The organism is Bacillus sp. M13(2017), assembly GCF_002218325.1.
GTDB classification, from domain to species: Bacteria; Bacillota; Bacilli; order Bacillales; family Bacillaceae_G; genus Bacillus_A; species Bacillus_A thuringiensis_K.
Map to the genome: position 1 here is coordinate 509,203 of NZ_KZ268501.1, position 19,954 is coordinate 529,156.

Here is a 19,954-nt window from a genome sequence, read left to right on the forward strand (position 1 = left end):
CCTTAATAGGAGGAAATATGGAAAGAGTGCAAGCGATTTACAGTAATCAAAAATTTAAGAGTTGGGTTAAACAGGTATTAGCTGTAGGAGGAATAATAGGGTGCTGCTATTTGGTGTTATATGTTTTTTGTTTCTTAGTTATCATGTAAATATTATACAACTAAACTAGTAGAGTCTTGCCTAGAGAGGTAAGGCTCTTTTATTGTAGTACCGGGAGATGAGCAAACTACATACAATAACTCTTAGGTTTTTCAGATCACTTTGTATGGTTCCTTGTTTAGAACACTAATTCCTATCATTGAAAACAGAATTCTATTGATAAAAAATATGTTTTTACTAGATACATATTGAAAAGACAAGCATAAATTATATTAGATTTTGGCAAAATCTTTTTGCCTTGGAAAAGGATTTAAATCTTACTGATAGATTTGATTCCTTTTTTATATACCATAATCCTCATATTACTACGTAAATATAATACAGTAATAATGGTTTAAAAGCAAGAATATTAGTAGGGGTACGTTCACACATCCATCAACTTAAGATTTTAAAGTAGCCCTTGAACAAAAAAATCTTTTTTATTGATTGATAGTAAACAAGAAAGGTTAGCAAATCAACAACTAAGAGATTTCTTCAGGTAAGCTAATAAGGAGTTATTACAGAACAGTGCAGTAGATTTTGCATTAACGGCTGAGGATGCAAAAAAGGCCCTTGAAAGAAAAGGGGAATATATGAAAGCTCTACAGCTTACAAGGTGAAAAAGAAACTCATTTTAAAACTGTTTTTAACATTTTATTCTTGTACCGGAAAAACATGGGAGGTTAAGGGTGGTAGTTTACATTTAATGAGGGATAAGCAAAAATAATTGTTAACAATATTAAGTGCAGCATCTTAATTGTAAAATCTTTTATATCCCTACCTTTGATTTTATTGAGTTTAGCATCTATGATCTAAATATCACAGAAGGTAGTTTTCTTTTATACTTCTATATCTTTCCCTTCTGCTACTACTGTATCTCGCCACAACACAAGTAGTTTTCTAAATTCAGAGGTCTCAATTTTACATTGGTTATTTGGAGCACTCATAAATAAGTTAATAGCACTGGTGTAATTAGGTTCAATGTAGACTGCTGCTACGTTCCCTTCTATTTCATATTGCGGAACTTTTTTGTCTACTACATTATCTAAAATTTGTATATACTCATCTACTTCATCATCTAAAATATCTTCCAAGAAATGAGAAATTATAGAAATTTCTTTTGGCAAACGTATTCTTAATCCGCCAAGCCCATCACGATAAAATTCGTATGTATATTTCATTTTTTACCTCCTAGTATAAACAGGATATGCTGTTATTATCTCATTATTTTGTATAATCATTTCTACTTTAAATCAGTGGGATATTTCCTTTTGTTCTTCTAATTTATAAGAAAGGCTTCTTTCAATTTGTTGAGTGTCTAATTGTATATTGGTAAAAAAGCGAAAGAGTTCTTTATCACCATGCCATGTTTCTAAAATACGATGAAAAAAGCGATGGCTGCGTATTTTTAATTCTTGAAAGTCTGCTTCTGCTTGTTCTTGTATTTGTATTGCGCGTTGATTTTGGTATTGTTCCTCGGATAGATTCATTAGATTTCGACTCAAGACCTTCATTTTTTGTTCTATTTCTTGATTCATTTTTTCCGCCTACCTTTTTGCTTATATATAAGTTAATAGAAGGGATAAAGGAAAAATTCTTAAAAAAGCTAAAAATTCTTCTGTAATTCGTTGTCCATTCGTTCAAACTCTGTTGCTACAGACTGTATATTGTCAATGGATTGCTGAAAGGCAGCAAGAAATTGTCTAGTTAATTCTAAGGCTTGTTGGTTTGCTTCCTGTGCTTTGGAATTAACGGTTAAAGTTGTACGCGTTGCGTGCGTTATTGATTTACCTGTTGCATTTTGAATTGCGTCAGAAGCTGATCTCATTTGAGTAGCAATTTGTTCAGCTTTTAGAACATTACTTTGAAAGATTGCCATTATAATATAACTCCTTACTTCAATATGTTTTTTAATAGTAAAAAGAAAGGGCTATGTATTTTATTATATTTAATATTAAATTAGCAGTATTTTCATATGTTTTAAAACATAGCCTTATATTAATTTGTTTATCCATAAAATGGAATACGATATTGATTATACCAATAAATCACTAGATTTATTTAGGCTAATTTTAGCTTTCATACAAAATAATTCATTTTATAATGAATTATTTTGTAGCCTAGAAGGATAGTAGAGCTGTGGAAATACAAAAATTAATGAAAGAGTTTGAAATAGCCCCTAACTCTGCTGTTGCAGCAATTCACAAAATCAGAATAGAGTTATTGGAGAGCAGTATAAAAATAAATCAACCAAGGAATGGAACTTGAGTAAATAACAGAGCATATAAGAGGGAAAGTATGAAGATTTGGCAATAAAACTTTCTGATTTATACATAAGTCAATTATAAATCAATGCAAATATTATGCATTTTTGTAAAATAAATTAATTGACACTTGTGTATATAAGTAACTATACTCGTTACATCAAATTGAATGAGTGATAATACGATTTTATTTTTATTACAAACATGTAAATATAAAAATAGAAAATCTCAATTTGATAAATACAATGGTAGAGGTGTTTATTTTAATGAAGCACAAATTAATTGCAACAGGTATCCTTGCAGGAGCTATATTATCCTATTCTTCTAATATTTTAGCAGATACTCATAAATTCCCTGATGTTCCTGCCTGGGCTGATAAATCTGTTAATTATTTAGTTAATAAACAGGTATTGAATGGTTATCCAGATGGAACTTTTGGTTCAAATGACTCATTAGACAGAGCTTCGGCTACAAAAATTATGACAAAAGTTTTAGGGATACAAATTGATCCTAATGCAAAACCATCTTTTACAGATTCACAAAACCACTGGGCTACTCCTTATATTGCTGCTGCTGAAAAAGCCGGTATTGTTAAAGGGGAAGGTAATGGAATCTTCAATCCATCCGGAAAAGTAACTCGCGCTGCTATGGCTACGATGCTAGTAAATGCATATAAACTACAAAGCACACCAAATCATAACGAGCAGGTTAAATTTGAAGATTTAAAAGGGCATTGGGGAGAAAAATATGCTAATATTTTAATCGGTTTGAAAATTTCTAATGGTACTGAGAACGGTTGGCAACCAAATAGATTTATAACACGTGCGGAAGCTGCTCAACTTACTGCAAAAACAGATATGTTACAACAAAATTTAAACGATGAAAAAGAGGTTATTACTGCTACGTCATATGAAGATCTAAATTTAACAGTAGCTTCGAAAATTACAGCTCAAGAGATTGATAGTTTTATTGCAAAATATCATTCAGATAGTCCCTTAGTTGGACATGGGCAAGATTTTATCAATGCGCAAAATCAATATGGCGTGAGTGCTCATTATTTAGCGGCGCATGCGATTTTAGAATCTGGATACGGAAAATCAGAAATCGCATATCAAAAACATAATTTATTCGGTCTACGTGCATATGATGGAGATCCGTTTAAATATGCGAAATATTTACCAAGCTACGGCGATAGTATTGCTTATAACGCTAATTATGTACGAGAAAGATATTTAGAAGAAAGTGGTATGTATTATAACGGGCCAACATTAACTGGCATGAACGTGAAATATGCATCAGATAAAGGCTGGGCTAAAAAAATTGCGGGTATTATGGAACGTATTAAACCGTTTCGTGCAGAAGACTATACATATGCAAAAAAATTACCAAAGAATGCTGAAACATTAGATGTCGACGCGTTATCTAATGAAATTCCGTATAAAATGTATGCAAACGGTTCAAGCTCAAATGTTGTATCATCAGCTACTTACTATCAGGTACCTTATCCATTTAATTTAAAAATTAAAAGTAGACCAGATGTAGCTGTCGAGGAGAATAAAGTTGGTACAGTAACTCCTGGAACAACCATCTTTATTTATCGTGAAGATCCAAATGGATGGGTAGAATTCTCTTTTGAAGCGAATGGAGAAAAATACTGGACATTAAAAAATAAATTAAGTATGTAATTAAAAAGATATATTTCACTACTTTTAATCTCATATAATTATGAGACAAGTTTTTTACTTTCTTACAATAAAGTTATTTATACAAGAAAAGTTAGAGAATTATTTTCTCTAACTTTTCTTTGCTAGTATTTGAAATTAAAAAGATGGTGGGGTTACTCCAAATATAACAGTGACTTTGTTTAAAGAAGTGTTTTCCCATTTATGTTTTGCATAAGGTGGGATTTTAACGCTATCACCTGTATTGAGAAGTAAAACCTCATCATTTAGATGTAGTTTTACTTGTCCTTCCATAATAAATGCTATTTCTTCCCCTTTATGCGCCACAGGCTGCATAGATGAAGCAGTTTGAGGTAACAGATTCATTAGAGCCAATTCTAGTGATCCATCTAGATTAGGAGATAATAGCTCATACGAAACATTGCCGCTTTCAGGAAAAGTTATTTTTTTTCTTTGGTTAGCTCTTACAACTAATTCTTCTGTATTGGTATCCTCTAAGAAAAAATTAAACAATGGAATATTTAATGCTACAGAAATTAATTTTAGTGTTTGTAATGATGGATTTGTGATTCCTTTCTCAATCTGACTTAACATGGAAGGTGTTATATCAGCTAACTCTGCTAAACGTTTACTGGTTAATCCGGCACCTTTTCTAAATGCCATAATTTTTTGACCAACATTAATATTGTTCATATATGTAACCCCCTTTAAATAAGTAATAAAATTAAATTTTAATTAATTTTATTTACTTATACTTAATATATTGTTAATATATACTTAATTATAATAAAGTATGATTAATTTTAAAACATCATATGTACATATGTCAGCAGCTGCTTCTCGTTTGAATAATACATATGCAAATAAAAGTTGCTGAATCTCATCCTCTATTTGTATATCTACTATGTGGAGTAGGATATGGTGATGTTTATTGTATGAAGATCATGTACATGTATTTTTTGCTGTAATTCCCCATTCTTCGTATATGCTATTAGGTATGATGACCGGATTATTTGATGGTATTTCCATACAAGATTCTGAATGAAAAGAATTCTAATAAGTAAAGAACAACTTAAGAGTAAACATCAATGCTGTATTATAAAATTTTTAAGGAAGTGAAAATATTATGAAATCAGCTTTAAATAGTATTATGATCTCCTTGATTCTTGCAGTAGGAGGGATCATTGCGTTTTTGTTTAATTTAATGGGAAATCAAGATTGGGTCTTGAATTGGGTAGGGGTATTGCTGGCATATCTATCTTTAAGTATTTTAATAGATTTATATAATGAAACTGTGAATTATAAAACATTTTCTAAAATACTAAAAAGAACTTTGTTTATTTCCTTTAATGTTACAGTATTAGGAATAATAATAGGGATAACATACCAACTATTAGGAAAGTGGAATCTTACTATAATGATGTATTATTGGTTGATAATCTTATTACTACATTTAATTACTGTAATAACATTGGTCGTCCTGGTATTTGTAAATCGAAATGATAAAAATTATAGCTTACTATATAAATTTATTATACTTTTAAACATTTTCCTTACCTTAGGACCAGTATTATATCCTGTGGTTCTAACTATTATAGGAAATGGCATGAACGCTAGTGCAGGCCACTAACTTTCACCTAAATAGATTATTAAAACGATTAGTCCAAAAGTGAGTTTGGTTAAGCTAATGAATCTATAAGCAAATAGAATAATAAAAATAACAACATAAAGTGGGATAATAAGATAGGAAGAGAATTATAATATGAAAATTAAGCTTAAGAAAAAGAGAATTATAAGTGTATTGTTGTCTATTACATTAGTAGCAATAGGATATTACATGTTTCAATCTATTACGAATCCTAAGCTGGTAAACGCGGAAGAGGCAAGTAGTGTTCAACAAGTGAGCAGTCTACCTAAAAATGAATTGAAAAAATCCATACCTAATCGTTTTGATGGTAAAGAAAGAAAAGTTGCATATTTAACTTTTGATGATGGACCAGGAAAATATACAGCTAATCTATTAGATGTATTAAAGAAAAATGATGTGAAAGCAACATTCTTTTTAATTGGCGATAATGTGAAAAGGTTCTCAGATTTAGTGAAACGAGAGCATGTAGAGAACCATTATGTGGGCATGCATAGTATGACACATAATTTTAAAAAGCTATATACCAATCAGGAATATGTGAAGGAAATGAAAGAGGATCAATCTTTAATTAGAAATGTTATTGGAAACTCCCCGAAATTAACACGCCCACCATATGGATCAATGCCTGGATTAAATGAATCACTTCGAAATGAGGTGGTCGGAAATAATTTAAAAGTATGGGATTGGACAATTGATTCTCTAGATTGGAAATACAATAAATTACCTGTGGATGTAGCAGCCGCAAAAATTGTTCAAAATGTCTTAGCAGGTGCGACGTCTTCAAAGGAAATTGTTTTAATGCACGATATTCATCCACAATCTGTTGCGGCTGTTCCAGCAATTATAAAAGGATTAAAAGAAAAAGGGTATGAATTTGAAGCTTATGATGAGAACAATCATCTTCCAATAAACTTCTGGCATGATAGCCGGATATAAAAGTATTATCTGGTATCATTAAACAGAAATTGCAGATCTAGTCTGGAAAGATATGTTTGTTCGTCTGGAAAAATATTAGTTTGAAGTGAAGAAGTCCTACGAAGAAATAGTAACAGAAGCGGTATTAAATCATAATTGGTTCCATTTCAACAGGCTCCAAATCCGACAGTAATTTTGTTCTGTTTATTTATGAGGTAACGGAAGGGAATTTAGAAGAACTTGCTACAATTGCTCATTAGTATACATACAATCACGGCATTGTAGAAGAAATAGGATAACAGAAGAACACATACGGTTCTAAATTAATATTACGTGTGTTTTTATACATACATTCCTCATTTAAATGTATATGTTGAATATATAGATATATAGTGATATAATGTGAATTAGAAACTCGCGTGTTTCAAATACAACATTTTTATCTTCTTGATGACCTCTTATCTTTCCGTAAGAGGTCTTTTTTTATGCCTCCTTATTGCATAGCCGTTAAAATACTATGAAAAGATACTAGAGACTACTACACTATGACATTCATGTTGAAATCTTATCAAACGTTATCTCACTTGTATGCATTAGGACTAGGCTGGAGACTTTGGAATAGAGAGGATGTAATTTCATGGTGTGATAGGTTGATCGAAGCAACTGATTACCCACCATATGAAATTATAGAGATATCCTTAATGTCTAAAGAAAAACGGATATATATAGAATCGGCTTTACTATCATATAGCCGCATAGTTGATGAAAAACACTCGGTAAACATCCTTCTTTCAGTCTTAAATGAAAAGTTAGTAGCTCAGAAATGGAATGTAAAACAAGCTCTTACCTGCTCCACTCGTTTACTAGTAAACAGTGGCCTGTATTGGGATGAGGAATATTTTAATTTATACAGTCTGGATGATAGCTATGATATAGTACAGAAAGGGCTCCATTTTAATAAAGAAGATGTGATTTCTGCTTATATCGATACATTAGGTGCTTTTCGCGTCCATTTTAACGAGTTTGAAGATCTCTATTTACAAGTCATGAAACAGAAGTGGCAAGTGTAGAAGGCAGGAAAAGGAATCATTGAATCGTAAGAGTTACTTCCTGTATTTATCACCAAATTTATCTAGCTAAGACAAATCTGTCTTGGCTAGATAAATTTTTGTCTCTTAATAACTTAATTCTAGCATCTTTAATTTTTCCGACAGCAAGCAAAGCTAGCGGTTTTTATGCATAATCAGACGCTTGTAAAGGAGAATCACTATATAAATTTTTACCAGAGAGTAATTTATTTAACTAGTAGAAAAAGGAAGGGGCCTATTTGGCTCCTTCCTTTTTCTCATACATAAAGCTTGTTGACAACTTATGAAATAATAGCATTCATCGCTATTAAAATATAGCACTAAAAGCAATTAAGCGGATATGTAATTATACATATCCGCTTAATTACATGGATGGGAACAAAACTATTTATCTCTTCCGGTATGGAAACAAATAGATTTAGGTTTACTTAGGGTAAGAGGACCTGATCACTGATTGATGGTTAAACCATATTTCTACATATCTGAAACAAATTATTTTATTGGATTGTATGTTAATAGGGTGAGGGCTTTATAAAAGTTAGATTGTTCCTTGGTTTCATGCTCTTGATTTTACTTGAAGTACGCATTGGAAAACTACACTTAGCATCATTAATACAGAAACCGATAAGATTATAAAGACAAAATTATTTTCAGATTTAATTACCCCGGTTCATGTAACGAATGATGGGAAAGTATTGATAGGGCATACATGTTTCCAGAATAAGAATGGAGAGAGAACAAGAAATATGTTTTCTCCATCACCAGGGTATGTTTCTGTTCTTGATGGAGAATCGTTAAATGTGTTAGGTACAATAGAAGGAGATTTACTCCCAATTATAATGCGTTCTTTTACGGACGTAACGGTTAGATACGTTTCTAACCTTAGATCAAGGACAATAAGTATATTAGATTTAGTTGATTATAAGAATGTTCATACCATTAAAGTTAATCCAGGAGATCGAAATGCAGATCCTTCTGTAAATCAAGGAGCTCACGGTATAGCATATATAGAAAGATAAAATAAGAAAACACTATACTTTCTGTAGAAACTGACAGAAAGTATAGTGTTTTTTTGTATCTATTGATTACTGATGAATTCCAATTAGGTCTATTTTTTGTAAATATGGAACAATGTCATTACTTACACTGTCTATTAAGCGTTAAAACATTTTTTATTAAATAAATTAAGAAAGGAATCATCATTTTTAACTAAGGGAGAGATTGAATTGAAAAAATTATGGATGCTGCTTTTCGTTTGTTTCGCGGTTATGTTGGTAGGATGTAATAAAAACGAACCGCCAAAACAAGCATTTGAAGAATATATTAATTTATGGAATGATAGAAAATTTGCAAATATATATGATCAATTATCAGATCATGCTCAAAAATCGATTTCTAAAAAAGAATTCACAGAAAAATATCAAAAAATCTATGAGGGGATTGGAGCTAAGAATTTAAAAGTTAAAATGAAAGGAGAGAATACGAAAGATAAAGAGCTTTTTCTTTTTGAAGTTAAGATGGATACGGATGTAGGACCAGTTTCATTCATCCATGAAGCAAAACTTGTGAAAGATAAAGAATCTTGGAAAATAGATTGGACACCGGACTTCATTTTTCCAGGAATGAAAAAAGATTACAAAGTACGTATGCAAGTAGAGCAAGGAAAACGCGGAGAAATATATGATCGAAATGGAAAAGGGCTTGCAACGAATGGTAAAGCGACTGAGGTTGGAATTATTCCAGAGAAACTAGGCAAAACAGCAGCGCAAACGAAAGAAATAGTAGCACAATTACTTGATATGTCTATAGAAGAGGTCGAACAAAAGCTCACAGCGAAATGGATAAAACCAGACTCCTTTGTACCAATTGGAATTTTAAAAGAGGGAACCAGACAGAATGATTATATTGAATTAGAAGGAGTTTCATCTCGCCCAGTAAATATTCGTACGTATCCATTAGGTGAAGCAGCGGCACACTTAACTGGATATATAGGAAAGGTGAATGCGGAGGAGTTAAAATCACTTCAAAAACAAGGTTATCAAGCAGATGATTTAGTAGGTAAGACCGGTTTAGAGAAAGTGTTAGAAAATAAATTGCGTGGTGAAAAGGGTGGACGCGTATTTATAGAGGATGAGAAGGGGAAAGAGATTAAAAACGTAGCAAAAAAAGAAGCAAAAGAAGGAGAAACTGTTACGTTAACAATTGATGCTGCAATTCAAGAAAAAATCTTTAATGAGATGAAAACTGAAGCAGGATCTAGTGCAGCGGTCAACCCTAAAACGGGTGAAACAATCGCACTTGTAAGTAGCCCTGCTTATAATCCAAATATAATAGTTAGAGGAGCATCGAAAGCCCAACGAGAAGCATGGAGTAACGATTTGAAACTACCAATGATGAATCGCTTCACGCAAGCATTTGTACCAGGTTCCGTATTTAAAACGATTACAGGTGCAATTGGTTTGGAAACAAACACAATAAATCCAAAGGAAGAATTTAAAATTCAAGGATTGAAGTGGACAAAAGATTCATCTTGGGGAAATTACTATGTCACGCGTGTAAAGGATGCAAGTCCAATTGATTTTGAGAAGGCAATGAAGTACTCTGATAATATTTATTTTGCTCAACAAGCTTTGAAAATGGGAAAAGATCAGTATGTAAATGAATTTAAAAAGTACGGATTTCATGAAAAATTACCAATCGAATACGAATTTCCTATTTCAATCATTGCAAAAGATGGGATAAAAAACGATATTCAACTAGCAGACACGGGCTATGGACAAGGACAAGTATTAATGACGCCACTTCATTTAGCATTAACATATGCACCGATTGTGAATGAAGGGAATATTCCGTGGCCACACCTTTTAAAAGAAGTAAAAGTAGCGGGGAATTGGAAAGAAAATGTGATTTCTAAAAAGAATCAAGAGATATTAAAGAGTGCATTAATCAAAGTCATTAATGACCCTGATGGCGCGGGGAGAATTGCAAAGGTTGATGGTGTTACGCTTGCTGGTAAAACCGGTACGGCAGAACTGAAAGAGTCTAAAGAAGCAGACGGAAAAGAACTGGGATGGTTCGCAGCTTTCGATGCAAATGCGCCAGACATGATTGTTACCATGATGATTGAAGGTGTAAAAGGAAGAGGAGGAAGTAACGTTCCAGGTGAAAAAGTAAAACATGTATTTCAGAAATAAAACTTAATTATAAGGTGAATTTTTTTCACTACATTTATCCCGCTATTTGCCCGTAAAAGCCCGATTGTTGAGGGTGGATTAAAGTTTCACTTTATTATATGTTTGCTTAACTCAAAGATATAAGTTGGGGAAAATATAGAACAATTAAATTTCAAAAAAGCATTCTTTCTAATCGAGAATGCTTTTTTGCTGCGACTATAGAAAATTGATACCTTATCTTTATTTTCATTTCTGAAAAGTTGGCATTGCTAATGGTAAATAGAAGGGAATAGCAAATTGAAATGGACAAGTAGAGTGTTACGTTAAATTCAAAAAATAGATTATTGTGAGTGGATTTTTATCATTGTATGCTTTACTTGTTTTTTAGTAGTATTATTCTGCCTGAAAAAAGATAAACAATGGAACAAATGAAACTTGTATCTTGTCTATATATTGAAACCATAATAAAAGTGAGGGCAGTTTTATGTTTATTCAAATAAGTTTGAGGTGTGGAAATGGAACAGACGTTTATTGAAAAGTGTAATCATGATGAGCTGGACTATGTTATAAAAGACTATTGGCAAGATGTATGGAATTATTCATTTATTATTACGAAAGATCCACACTTATCAGATGATATCACGCAAGATGTATTTATAAAGGTGTTTAAAAATTGGAATTCATTTCGAAAGGAGTCATCTATTAAAACGTGGATATTAAAAATCACAAGAAATACGGCAATAAACTATTTGAAATCCTCCTATTTTAAAAGGATATCTTTAATAGGATTTTTTAGTGACGATAAGCAATCCCTGTCAGCAGAACAAGAATTTTTTAAGCAAGAAGAAATGAATGATGTGTGGAAGCTGGTATTAGAACTACCTAAAAAGCACCGTGAAATAATTATATTGGATGCAAAATATGAATTATCTTATGAAGAAATGGCTGAAACATTAGGAGTATCCATTGGAACTGTAAAATCGAGATTAAGTAGAGCGAGAAGTAAGGTTTCAAAATTAATAGGGGAGGGTAGTAGTGATGAACAATAAACAAAATCCTGACTGGTATAGAAAAATAAAAAAAGGCCCAATGGAGAATCGTAAAGATGAAGAAGAATTTATTTCTAAAATAAAGCAGTCTATATACGAAAATAATGAAGTGGATTTTGTAAAACATAAAAGACCATTTCGTAAAAAAGCATTACCTATTGTAGTTGTTTTGGTTTGTACAATGTTATTTTTCATTGTTCAACAACCTTGGCTTGATGATAATAAATCACCGGTACAAAGTAGTACTCAAATTAAGCCTAAAACAAAAGATGAGTCTGCTCAAGATTCATCATTAAAACAATTTATGAATGAACTATATCAAAGTACGAACTCAAAAAATGAAAATGAATTGTACAAAGCGTTAAATGATGAAGTTCTATTTAAAGGGAAGAGTTATAAGAAGGATGAACTGAAGTTTGATGAAGATATCTTTCATGAGTTGCAAGTCGCCCTTACAATGGGAGGAGAGTTTGCCAAAGATACAAAGCAAGTATATAAAGTACCAAGTGGATTGACAGAAAGTAATCAACCAAACCAAGCGCATTTTATATATGCGACTGTTACTGGAAATAAAACAAAAATTTTAGCTGAACCAAAGCGAGAATCACAAGTTTTATATGAAGTATCTAATGAAATGGTAAAAGCTTGGATTCCAGAAAAAGTACAGAATAATGGATATATAAAAGTTTCGACAATTAACGGTAATACTGGATATGTACAGAAAGAGTACGTTTTAACTGATATTAAATATTCATTTACATTCGAAAAGAATAATGAAGGTATATGGAAAATAATAAATATAAATTCTATATGGTAAAAGAGGAAGGTTCACTTAAATGAACCTTCCTCTTTGTTTTTATTGTCTTTTTGAAGAGTATTCCAGTACTCTAAAATTTCTGATGTAACGAGAGCGGCAATGTTTTTTTCTGAATTACTACCAAGGATAACGACAGAAACGGCAATTTGTGGATCTTCCGTAGGAGCATACGCAATGAAAAGAGAGTGATTTATCATTCTTGCTTGCTCATTTGGAAAACCTGTAATACCTGTTTTACCTGCGACGTCAAAGGGCAACTTTTTAATTTCCTCTATATTTTGACTCATCCCACCTTGCACGACACTCCAAAAGTTCATCGGGTAACGATTTGAACTTTCTAAAATGGGTTTAAACTTTTTGGTTTCCTTACCATCTTGACCAATAATCGCACTTATGATTTGAGGTTTATATTTGTCGCCTTTACTTGCCAAAGTTGCTGCATATTGAGCGAGTTGAAGAGGAGTATGCACTTCATTTCCTCCCCAAGAGGCATTTAATAATGCTGAAATCCCATTTTCAAATTTATTAGATGGATGGAATTCATATTGTCCGTCTTCTTCAAAGGGTAAATCAATCCCAGTTTTAGAACGTAGGCCGAATTGCATTAAATAATCTGTCCATATATGTGCCACTTTTTCTATATTTCCATTATTTTGGTTGAATAAGGGCAGAGCTACTTTTGCTGTCATAAATGTGTTAGATGAATTAATGATAGCCTGCCTCGGTGTAATCTCCCCTGTTGGTGTTCCAGGCGCATTCGTAATGTTATTTTGATTATCATACTGAAAAGTACCTTTATCTAAATAAGTATCTTCTGGTTGAAAAAGCTTTTCGTTTAATCCAATTAAAATAGTAAGTGGTTTTATAGTAGAAGCCATATTTACATAAGATTCACCATACTTTAATTTTTGAATTGCTTTATTTTGCGAAAGAGATTTAATGTTTTCTTTTCTAGAAGATACATGTGTATTTAATATATTTGGATCAAAAACTACCGAGTTGGCCATAGTTAAAATTGCGCCAGTTTTTGCATCGCTCACTATAGCATAACCAGCTTTAGCATCAGGTGTTTTCTTAATTTGAGATTTTAATGCTTCTTCTGCCTTTTGCTGCAACTCAGAGTCTAAAGCTAGCCGCACGTCTTTTCCTTTTTGTACTTTTTGAATGTTCCATAAGAACTTTTTATTATTCAATTTAAAAATAAGAGTTTTGCCTTGTTTTCCTTTTAAATCATTTTCATATTGCAGCTCAATCCCGTTTTTTCCAACAGCCATATGCTTTGAATTAAGGTCATTTTCTACATACCCAATTACTTGTGAACCAATTTCGTGTTTAGGGTAATATCGAATCCATTCATCTTTAATTATTACATTATTGGGTTTGTTTTTGTTTATGAATGCAAGTTCATTCTCATTTATATCAGAGTATAACGGTATATCATTCATAGTCTGCTTTTTACAAGATTGTTGTAATTGAGATTTTATGTTCTCTGTAGAAATATCATGTTGAAACTCGCTTGAAAATTGATTGAAAAAAGCTAATGTGTTTGATGTATCTTGTTTCGATAGCTTTTCATCATTAGAAGTGCAATATAGAGACTTAACTTTCTTATTTGTAGCTAGCATTACACCATTTTTATCAAAAATCTTTCCTCTTTCAGCTGAAGAAGTTGCGATAGTAATTGAAATGAAGTTGATTTTTAATAAAATCAGTAAAATCAAACCTACAATAGAAAGAACCGCAAAAAATCTCCATCTTCTTGTATGTAACATATAACCCTCCCTTATGTAGCCTATTTCATCTTATATTTAATTATTTTTTTTGTAAATGTGGAACAACTTTATTGTTTAGGTTGTCTATTAAGTATTACAGCATGAAGAAAGGAATAATTAGCATGAAAATTTACTAGCAAGTTTATATGTAAGTTTAATAAGAGTCATTATACAGTTTAGCACTTCTAATGCAAGTGGCAAAAAAATAGAGAGAAAACAAGAAGGGAGAGTTATTAATTTCGTAGCTAAACGAAAAGGAATGGTTGCTTACAAGGATTAAGCAAAAAATTGAGGCGATATTTATAACCGATTATCGGTATCTAATATATAAGGAATGTTTTTAGTATTTGTAGCAATTCCTGAAAGGATTAAATGGAGGATTTATGAAAGAACAAAAAGGCAAGAAGCAGAAGACATATATATCTATTCGATTAAATATAATGTTCCTTTGCATATTTGTACTATTCTCAGCTATTATTATGCAGCTAGGAAAGGTACAAATCGTTGAGGGAGAGGCTTATAAGAACCAAGTGGAAAGTAGTCAAAATGCAATAACTAGTATTCCAGTTCCACGTGGACAAATTTTAGATCGAGAAGGGAAAATAGTTGTTAATAATAAATCTCTTCGCACAATTACGTATACAAGGGTGAAGGGAATTACGAGTGAAGATACTTTAAAAACAGCAAAAGACTTGGCGAAAGTACTTGAAATGCCTGAACAAGATATAAATAAATTAACAGATATCGATAAAAAAGATTTTTGGATGCAGTTGAATTCGAAACGTGCGGAGGCAAAGATTACTAAGAAAGATATAGAAAAGTTTAAAGAAAAGGGTATAGAGGGAAAAGAGTTAGATAAAAAAATAGAAGACTTAAGACGAGGTCGTGTTACAGAGGTAGAATTAGCAGAATTAACAGCACAAGATTTAAAGGTGTTAGCTATTAAAAGTAAAATGAGTTCAGGTTATCAACTAACACCACAAATCATTAAAAAAGATGTAACAGATGAAGAGTATGCGCGGATAAGCGAAAATCTTGCGGATTTTCCAGGAGTAGATGCAACTGTTGATTGGGAACGTAATTATGTAAACGGTAATTTATTTCGTTCTGTATTAGGAAATATTACGAGTAGTGAAGAAGGATTACCGAAAGAAAATTTAGATTCTTATTTAGTACGTGGATATAACCGTAATGATCGTGTTGGAAAAAGTTATATTGAACAACGATATGAAGATGTATTACACGGCACAAAAGAAGAAGTGAAAAATATTACTGATAAATCAGGAAACATTGTTAACACAGAAATAATCTCTAAAGGAAAAAGTGGTAATAGTTTAACATTAACGATTGATATGGAATTACAAAAGAAAGTTGAAGAAAGTATAGAGAAAAACTTGAGAGCTTTTAAGAGTTCAGAGCCACTGCTCGATCGAGCTTTTGTTGTCATGACGAATCCAAATAACGGACAAATTTTATCAATGGCAGGCAAAAAGATTGTAGAAAAAGAAGGGAAAATAGAGGTTGAGGATTTGGCATTAGGAAACATGACAACTTCGTATGAGCTAGGGTCAGCTGTAAAAGGTGCTACTTTATTAACTGGATATGAGACAGGGGCAATACATCCAGGAGATCAATTTTATGACGCACCGATGAAATTTAAAGGTACACAAGTTAAGAAATCGTGGAATGTATCCGGATTTGGTAATATTAATGATTTACGGGCTTTACAAGTATCTTCGAATGTATACATGTTCCAGACAGCTTTAAAAATTGCGGGAGTCAATTACGTACCAAATGGCTCATTAGATATTAAACAAGGAGCATTTGATACGATGCGCTATTATTTCAAGCAATTTGGTTTAGGTGTCCCAACAGGTATTGATTTACCGAATGAAATAATTGGACAAACGAGAAAAGTAGATAGTCAACCTGGTTTTTTACTAGATTTTTCTATCGGTCAGTATGATACGTATACGCCGTTGCAATTAGCGCAATATATTTCAACGATTGCGAATGGTGGTTATAGAATGCAACCTCAAATTGTACAAGAAATACGAGAACAATCAATAAAAGAAGAGGTTGGCAAAGTTATACGTTCCATAGAGCCTGTCGTATTAAATCGAATTGATATGAAGAAAGAACATATTGATCGTATAAAAGAAGGGTTTAGATGGGTATTCCAAGAAGGTGATGGAACTGGCGTGAAATATTTCAAAAACGCGCCATATAAACCAGCAGGAAAGACAGGAACAGCCCAAACTGTATATGGTGGAGATGACCCGATTGGCAGAAATGCAAAAGGAGAACGTATGGAATGTTACAACTTAACGTTAGTTGGATATGCTCCATATGATAATCCGGAAGTAGCATTTTCCGTAGTAGTTCCATGGCTTCATGATGATAAAAATGGAATTAATTCTATAATTGGAAAGGAAGTTTTAGATGTATACTTTGATTTGAAACAGCAACGTATACATGCTGAATCTACTAGTACAGGTAGTTCTAAGCAAAATTAGAATACTTTTCTCAGGGAAGAGAACCTGTTTATATAAAGCCATTTATAAGTAAAAAAATGAAATATGAAATAAGAGATAGTGGCGATCATAGCTACTATCTCTTATTTTGTTAATAACTCTTATACTAGCTATAAATTTTTTTCAGTTTATGGAACAAATTTGGTTCGGTGATTGTCTATTATGTGTACGTATAAAAAGGTGCTAAAAATTTGGAAGGAATGATGATTTTGAAAAATAAGAGGATGCTAAAAATAGGAATATGCGTTGGTATATTAGGTTTAAGTATTACAAGCCTAGAAGCTTTTACAGGAGAGTCACTGCAAGTTGAAGCGAAAGAAAAGACTGGACAAGTGAAACATAAAAATCAGGCAACGCATAAAGAGTTCTCTCAACTTGAGAAAAAATTTAATGCTCGATTAGGTGTATATGTGATTGATACTGGTACAAATCAAACAATCTCTTATCGACCTAACGAAAGATTTGCCTTCGCATCAACTTACAAGGCTTTAGCCGCGGGAGTATTACTACAGCAAAACTCAATTGATTCATTAAATGAAGTAATCACATATACGAAAGAAGACTTAGTGGATTATTCACCTGTTACAGAGAAACATGTAGATACTGGAATGAAACTAGGAGAAATTGCTGAGGCAGCTGTTCGTTCAAGCGATAATACTGCAGGGAACATTTTATTTAATAAAATAGGAGGACCGAAAGGATATGAAAAAGCGCTTAGGCATATGGGGGATCGGATTACTATGTCTGATCGCTTTGAAACAGAATTAAACGAAGCTATTCCAGGAGACATTCGTGACACTAGTACAGCGAAAGCTATTGCTACGAATCTTAAAGCTTTTACGGTCGGAAATGCACTTCCAGCTGAAAAACGTAAAATTCTTACAGAGTGGATGAAAGGAAATGCTACAGGGGACAAACTTATTCGTGCAGGCGTACCAACTGACTGGGTAGTTGGAGATAAATCAGGTGCTGGTAGTTACGGGACAAGAAATGATATTGCTATCGTTTGGCCTCCAAATAGAGCACCAATTATCATCGCAATTTTATCTAGTAAAGATGAGAAAGAGGCAACCTATGATAATCAACTCATTGCAGAGGCAACTAAAGTTATAGTTAAGGCTCTTAGGTAATAGTATTTTAGTTTTCGCATTTTTAACATGAAAGTATTAAAAGTATAAAGTTAGAAAACGACTCTTTTCTTGTGATAAGAGTCGTTTTTGTATTCTTATTATTAAAAAGGTAAAAGTAAAAATATAACGAATATATATGACATATCTCATACGAAATTTCATGTACTGTATTATTTTATTAATTTAAATAAATTTCAAGAAAGTATAATATAATTCAGTTAGCATATAGAAGTGTTTGATGAGAATGTAAAGGAGAAAATATGAAAAAGAAAATTAATAGAATTGTAATGATTATTTGTATATTAGTAGGTTTTACAATCTTTTTATATTTACAGAACAATTTAATAAGTATAACTGAGGTTAAAATAACCTCTAGTAAAATACCATCCTCTTTTAAAGGGTATAAAATTCTACAAATTTCAGACTTACACAATAAAAAATTTGGCGATAATCAAGATGTGTTAATTCAAAAAATAAAAAGTATAGACCCAGATATTATTGCGATTACGGGTGATTTAATTGACAGTAAATCATACGATGCAGAAGTTAGTATGCAATTAATACGAGAAATGGTAAAGAAGTATCCTGTATATTTTGTGACAGGAAACCATGAACAATGGTCTGGAAAGTATAACAGTTTAGAAAAAGAGTTGAAGAAATATGGTGTCAATGTTTTAAGGAATGAACATGTAGGCATTCGAAAGGGTGAGCAAGAGATAAACTTGCTAGGTATTGATGATCCAGAGTTTGGTACTGGAAACCGTGATGAAGGAAATATTATAATAGATGAAATTAAAAAAGCAAAAATTGAAATGCAGCCAGATAGATATAATGTGTTATTATCCCACAGGCCTGAATTTATAAAGGAATATACGAATGAGAGGTTGGATTTGGTTTTATCGGGACATGCTCATGGAGGGCAAGTTAGATTGCCATTTATCGGTGGATTAGTTGCTCCAAATCAAGGTGTTTTACCTAAATATACAGCAGGTTTATATGTAGAACAAAATACATCAATGGTAGTGAGTAGAGGATTAGGAAATAGTATCATTCCGCAAAGAATTTTGAATAGGCCAGAGATTGTAGTCGTGCAGTTAAATTAAGCTGTACGATTTTTTTATACAAAAGTGAGTAAAGAGATTTTATGTATTTTGCAGGAGTTAACATTACAATTTTGTTAAAAATTTTCTACGTTACATAAAGTAACAAAATTTGACCCTGATTGTTTGTTATAGTGTAAATAATCAAAAAACTTAAAAATTGTCGAGTGAAAATTGTGATAAGTAATTCATGTAAAAAACTTAAAGGGGTGTACACATGCATAAAGAATATGAAATTGAAGAATACACGGCGATTGAGGAACAAATACATTATTATTGTAAATGTTTATTAGTAAGTCATCCTGATCAAATAATAAAGTATTTAGAAAAAAGATTAGAAAAATATGCAGAAACATTACAATATGCACATTTATATCCTGACACAGTTATTTTACCGTTACAGCAATTAGTTATTGAATATTCTTTAGATGTTGCTAGAATTCGGAAGTATATGAATTTAAAAACGTAAAGTGAAATTTATAGTTTAAATGAAACAGAGTCGGCTTTAGGAAATGAAATTCTAATGTCGACTCTGTTTCATTGTTTAATATCGTTGATTGAACATACATACTAATCAATGAAGTTTGACATATAATTAAGCAAGGGTAAAATAAAAGTGAGTACTCACTCATTTCATTGGAAAA

The 19,954-nt window shown here is 32.0% G+C and carries 17 protein-coding genes and 1 pseudogene; 13 read left to right on the plus strand and 5 right to left on the minus strand.

Annotated features, from left to right (window positions below; all coding sequences use genetic code 11):
• Positions 1-977: 977 nt before the first annotated feature.
• The 3 genes from CGQ22_RS08865 to CGQ22_RS08875 all read right to left on the minus strand — a co-directional run bounded on the left by CGQ22_RS08865 (position 978) and on the right by CGQ22_RS08875 (position 2,017).
• Positions 978-1,319, minus strand: a complete 342-nt coding sequence (locus CGQ22_RS08865) for a hypothetical protein (RefSeq protein WP_089148574.1) — start codon at positions 1,317-1,319, stop codon at positions 978-980.
• A gap of 72 nt (positions 1,320-1,391) precedes the next feature.
• The gene (locus CGQ22_RS08870) at positions 1,392-1,676 is read right to left on the minus strand and encodes a DUF3958 family protein (RefSeq protein WP_254704099.1); all 285 of its coding nucleotides are present in this window, start codon (positions 1,674-1,676) and stop codon (positions 1,392-1,394) included.
• Positions 1,677-1,744: 68 nt separating this feature from the next.
• Complete coding sequence (locus CGQ22_RS08875) at positions 1,745-2,017, minus strand: TIGR04197 family type VII secretion effector (protein WP_033690113.1); 273 nt, start codon at positions 2,015-2,017, stop codon at positions 1,745-1,747.
• A gap of 651 nt (positions 2,018-2,668) precedes the next feature.
• On the opposite strand from CGQ22_RS08875, the gene CGQ22_RS08880 reads away from it, so the two are divergent.
• The gene (locus CGQ22_RS08880; protein WP_000680973.1) at positions 2,669-4,087 is read left to right on the plus strand and encodes an S-layer homology domain-containing protein; all 1,419 of its coding nucleotides are present in this window, start codon (positions 2,669-2,671) and stop codon (positions 4,085-4,087) included.
• Between the two features lie 135 nt (positions 4,088-4,222).
• Here CGQ22_RS08880 and CGQ22_RS08885 read toward each other — a convergent pair whose 3' ends face one another.
• Positions 4,223-4,777 (minus strand): helix-turn-helix domain-containing protein, encoded by a 555-nt coding sequence (locus CGQ22_RS08885; RefSeq protein WP_001059813.1) that lies wholly within the window; start codon positions 4,775-4,777, stop codon positions 4,223-4,225.
• 164 nt (positions 4,778-4,941) lie between these two features.
• Between CGQ22_RS08885 and CGQ22_RS32405 the strand changes: the two are divergent.
• From CGQ22_RS32405 to CGQ22_RS08925, 8 genes and pseudogenes are all read left to right on the plus strand, one after another.
• Positions 4,942-5,120 (plus strand): annotated as a pseudogene (locus CGQ22_RS32405) (D-serine ammonia-lyase); the annotation flags it as partial.
• 90 nt (positions 5,121-5,210) lie between these two features.
• The gene (locus tag CGQ22_RS08895; RefSeq protein WP_046946283.1) at positions 5,211-5,714 is read left to right on the plus strand and encodes a DUF3902 family protein; all 504 of its coding nucleotides are present in this window, start codon (positions 5,211-5,213) and stop codon (positions 5,712-5,714) included.
• A 132-nt stretch (positions 5,715-5,846) separates the two neighbouring features.
• The gene (locus tag CGQ22_RS08900; protein WP_000694608.1) at positions 5,847-6,668 is read left to right on the plus strand and encodes a peptidoglycan-N-acetylglucosamine deacetylase; all 822 of its coding nucleotides are present in this window, start codon (positions 5,847-5,849) and stop codon (positions 6,666-6,668) included.
• A gap of 536 nt (positions 6,669-7,204) precedes the next feature.
• On the plus strand, positions 7,205-7,717 hold the full coding sequence (locus tag CGQ22_RS08905) for a hypothetical protein (protein WP_033673011.1): 513 nt from the start codon (positions 7,205-7,207) through the stop codon (positions 7,715-7,717).
• A gap of 764 nt (positions 7,718-8,481) precedes the next feature.
• A complete protein-coding gene (locus CGQ22_RS08910; protein ID WP_000492688.1) occupies positions 8,482-8,754 on the plus strand; it encodes a hypothetical protein in 273 nt (90 codons plus the stop codon).
• A gap of 207 nt (positions 8,755-8,961) precedes the next feature.
• Positions 8,962-10,929, plus strand: a complete 1,968-nt coding sequence (locus CGQ22_RS08915; RefSeq protein ID WP_089148575.1) for a penicillin-binding transpeptidase domain-containing protein — start codon at positions 8,962-8,964, stop codon at positions 10,927-10,929.
• Between the two features lie 494 nt (positions 10,930-11,423).
• Positions 11,424-11,957, plus strand: coding sequence for an RNA polymerase sigma factor (locus CGQ22_RS08920; protein WP_139032748.1), 534 nt, complete (start codon positions 11,424-11,426; stop codon positions 11,955-11,957).
• Positions 11,947-12,774, plus strand: a complete 828-nt coding sequence (locus CGQ22_RS08925) for a hypothetical protein (RefSeq protein ID WP_001060765.1) — start codon at positions 11,947-11,949, stop codon at positions 12,772-12,774. The genes CGQ22_RS08920 and CGQ22_RS08925 overlap by 11 nt, the downstream gene beginning before the upstream one ends.
• Positions 12,775-12,785: 11 nt before the next feature.
• On the opposite strand, the gene CGQ22_RS08930 is transcribed toward CGQ22_RS08925, so the two are convergent.
• Positions 12,786-14,546, minus strand: coding sequence for a peptidoglycan D,D-transpeptidase FtsI family protein (locus tag CGQ22_RS08930; protein WP_000903425.1), 1,761 nt, complete (start codon positions 14,544-14,546; stop codon positions 12,786-12,788).
• A gap of 383 nt (positions 14,547-14,929) precedes the next feature.
• Here CGQ22_RS08930 and CGQ22_RS08935 point away from each other — a divergent pair, with 383 nt between their 5' ends.
• From CGQ22_RS08935 to CGQ22_RS08950, 4 genes are all read left to right on the plus strand, one after another.
• Positions 14,930-17,062, plus strand: a complete 2,133-nt coding sequence (locus CGQ22_RS08935) for a peptidoglycan D,D-transpeptidase FtsI family protein (RefSeq protein WP_089148577.1) — start codon at positions 14,930-14,932, stop codon at positions 17,060-17,062.
• A gap of 221 nt (positions 17,063-17,283) precedes the next feature.
• Positions 17,284-18,210, plus strand: a complete 927-nt coding sequence (gene bla / locus CGQ22_RS08940; protein ID WP_002164025.1) for a class A beta-lactamase Bla1 — start codon at positions 17,284-17,286, stop codon at positions 18,208-18,210.
• A 260-nt stretch (positions 18,211-18,470) separates the two neighbouring features.
• Entirely contained in the window at positions 18,471-19,313 is an 843-nt protein-coding gene (locus tag CGQ22_RS08945; RefSeq protein WP_000727193.1) for a metallophosphoesterase, read from the plus strand.
• Positions 19,314-19,527: 214 nt separating this feature from the next.
• The gene (locus CGQ22_RS08950) at positions 19,528-19,779 is read left to right on the plus strand and encodes a hypothetical protein (RefSeq protein WP_000548621.1); all 252 of its coding nucleotides are present in this window, start codon (positions 19,528-19,530) and stop codon (positions 19,777-19,779) included.
• Positions 19,780-19,954: the final 175 nt, after the last annotated feature.

What these genes read in the sequence shown, in the direction of transcription:
- CGQ22_RS08935 (WP_089148577.1), top strand. Translation starts at nt 14,930, where the DNA reads ATGAAAGAACAAAAAGGCAAGAAGCAGAAGACATATATATCTATTCGA.
- CGQ22_RS08875 (WP_033690113.1), bottom strand. Translation starts at nt 2,017, where the DNA reads ATGGCAATCTTTCAAAGTAATGTTCTAAAAGCTGAACAAATTGCTACT.
- CGQ22_RS08880 (WP_000680973.1), top strand. Translation starts at nt 2,669, where the DNA reads ATGAAGCACAAATTAATTGCAACAGGTATCCTTGCAGGAGCTATATTA.
- CGQ22_RS08930 (WP_000903425.1), bottom strand. Translation starts at nt 14,546, where the DNA reads ATGTTACATACAAGAAGATGGAGATTTTTTGCGGTTCTTTCTATTGTA.
- bla (WP_002164025.1), top strand. Translation starts at nt 17,284, where the DNA reads ATGATTTTGAAAAATAAGAGGATGCTAAAAATAGGAATATGCGTTGGT.
- CGQ22_RS08870 (WP_254704099.1), bottom strand. Translation starts at nt 1,676, where the DNA reads ATGAATCAAGAAATAGAACAAAAAATGAAGGTCTTGAGTCGAAATCTA.
- CGQ22_RS08865 (WP_089148574.1), bottom strand. Translation starts at nt 1,319, where the DNA reads ATGAAATATACATACGAATTTTATCGTGATGGGCTTGGCGGATTAAGA.
- CGQ22_RS08925 (WP_001060765.1), top strand. Translation starts at nt 11,947, where the DNA reads ATGAACAATAAACAAAATCCTGACTGGTATAGAAAAATAAAAAAAGGC.
- CGQ22_RS08945 (WP_000727193.1), top strand. Translation starts at nt 18,471, where the DNA reads ATGAAAAAGAAAATTAATAGAATTGTAATGATTATTTGTATATTAGTA.
- CGQ22_RS08900 (WP_000694608.1), top strand. Translation starts at nt 5,847, where the DNA reads ATGAAAATTAAGCTTAAGAAAAAGAGAATTATAAGTGTATTGTTGTCT.
- CGQ22_RS08950 (WP_000548621.1), top strand. Translation starts at nt 19,528, where the DNA reads ATGCATAAAGAATATGAAATTGAAGAATACACGGCGATTGAGGAACAA.
- CGQ22_RS08895 (WP_046946283.1), top strand. Translation starts at nt 5,211, where the DNA reads ATGAAATCAGCTTTAAATAGTATTATGATCTCCTTGATTCTTGCAGTA.
- CGQ22_RS08910 (WP_000492688.1), top strand. Translation starts at nt 8,482, where the DNA reads ATGTTTTCTCCATCACCAGGGTATGTTTCTGTTCTTGATGGAGAATCG.
- CGQ22_RS08920 (WP_139032748.1), top strand. Translation starts at nt 11,424, where the DNA reads ATGGAACAGACGTTTATTGAAAAGTGTAATCATGATGAGCTGGACTAT.
- CGQ22_RS08885 (WP_001059813.1), bottom strand. Translation starts at nt 4,777, where the DNA reads ATGAACAATATTAATGTTGGTCAAAAAATTATGGCATTTAGAAAAGGT.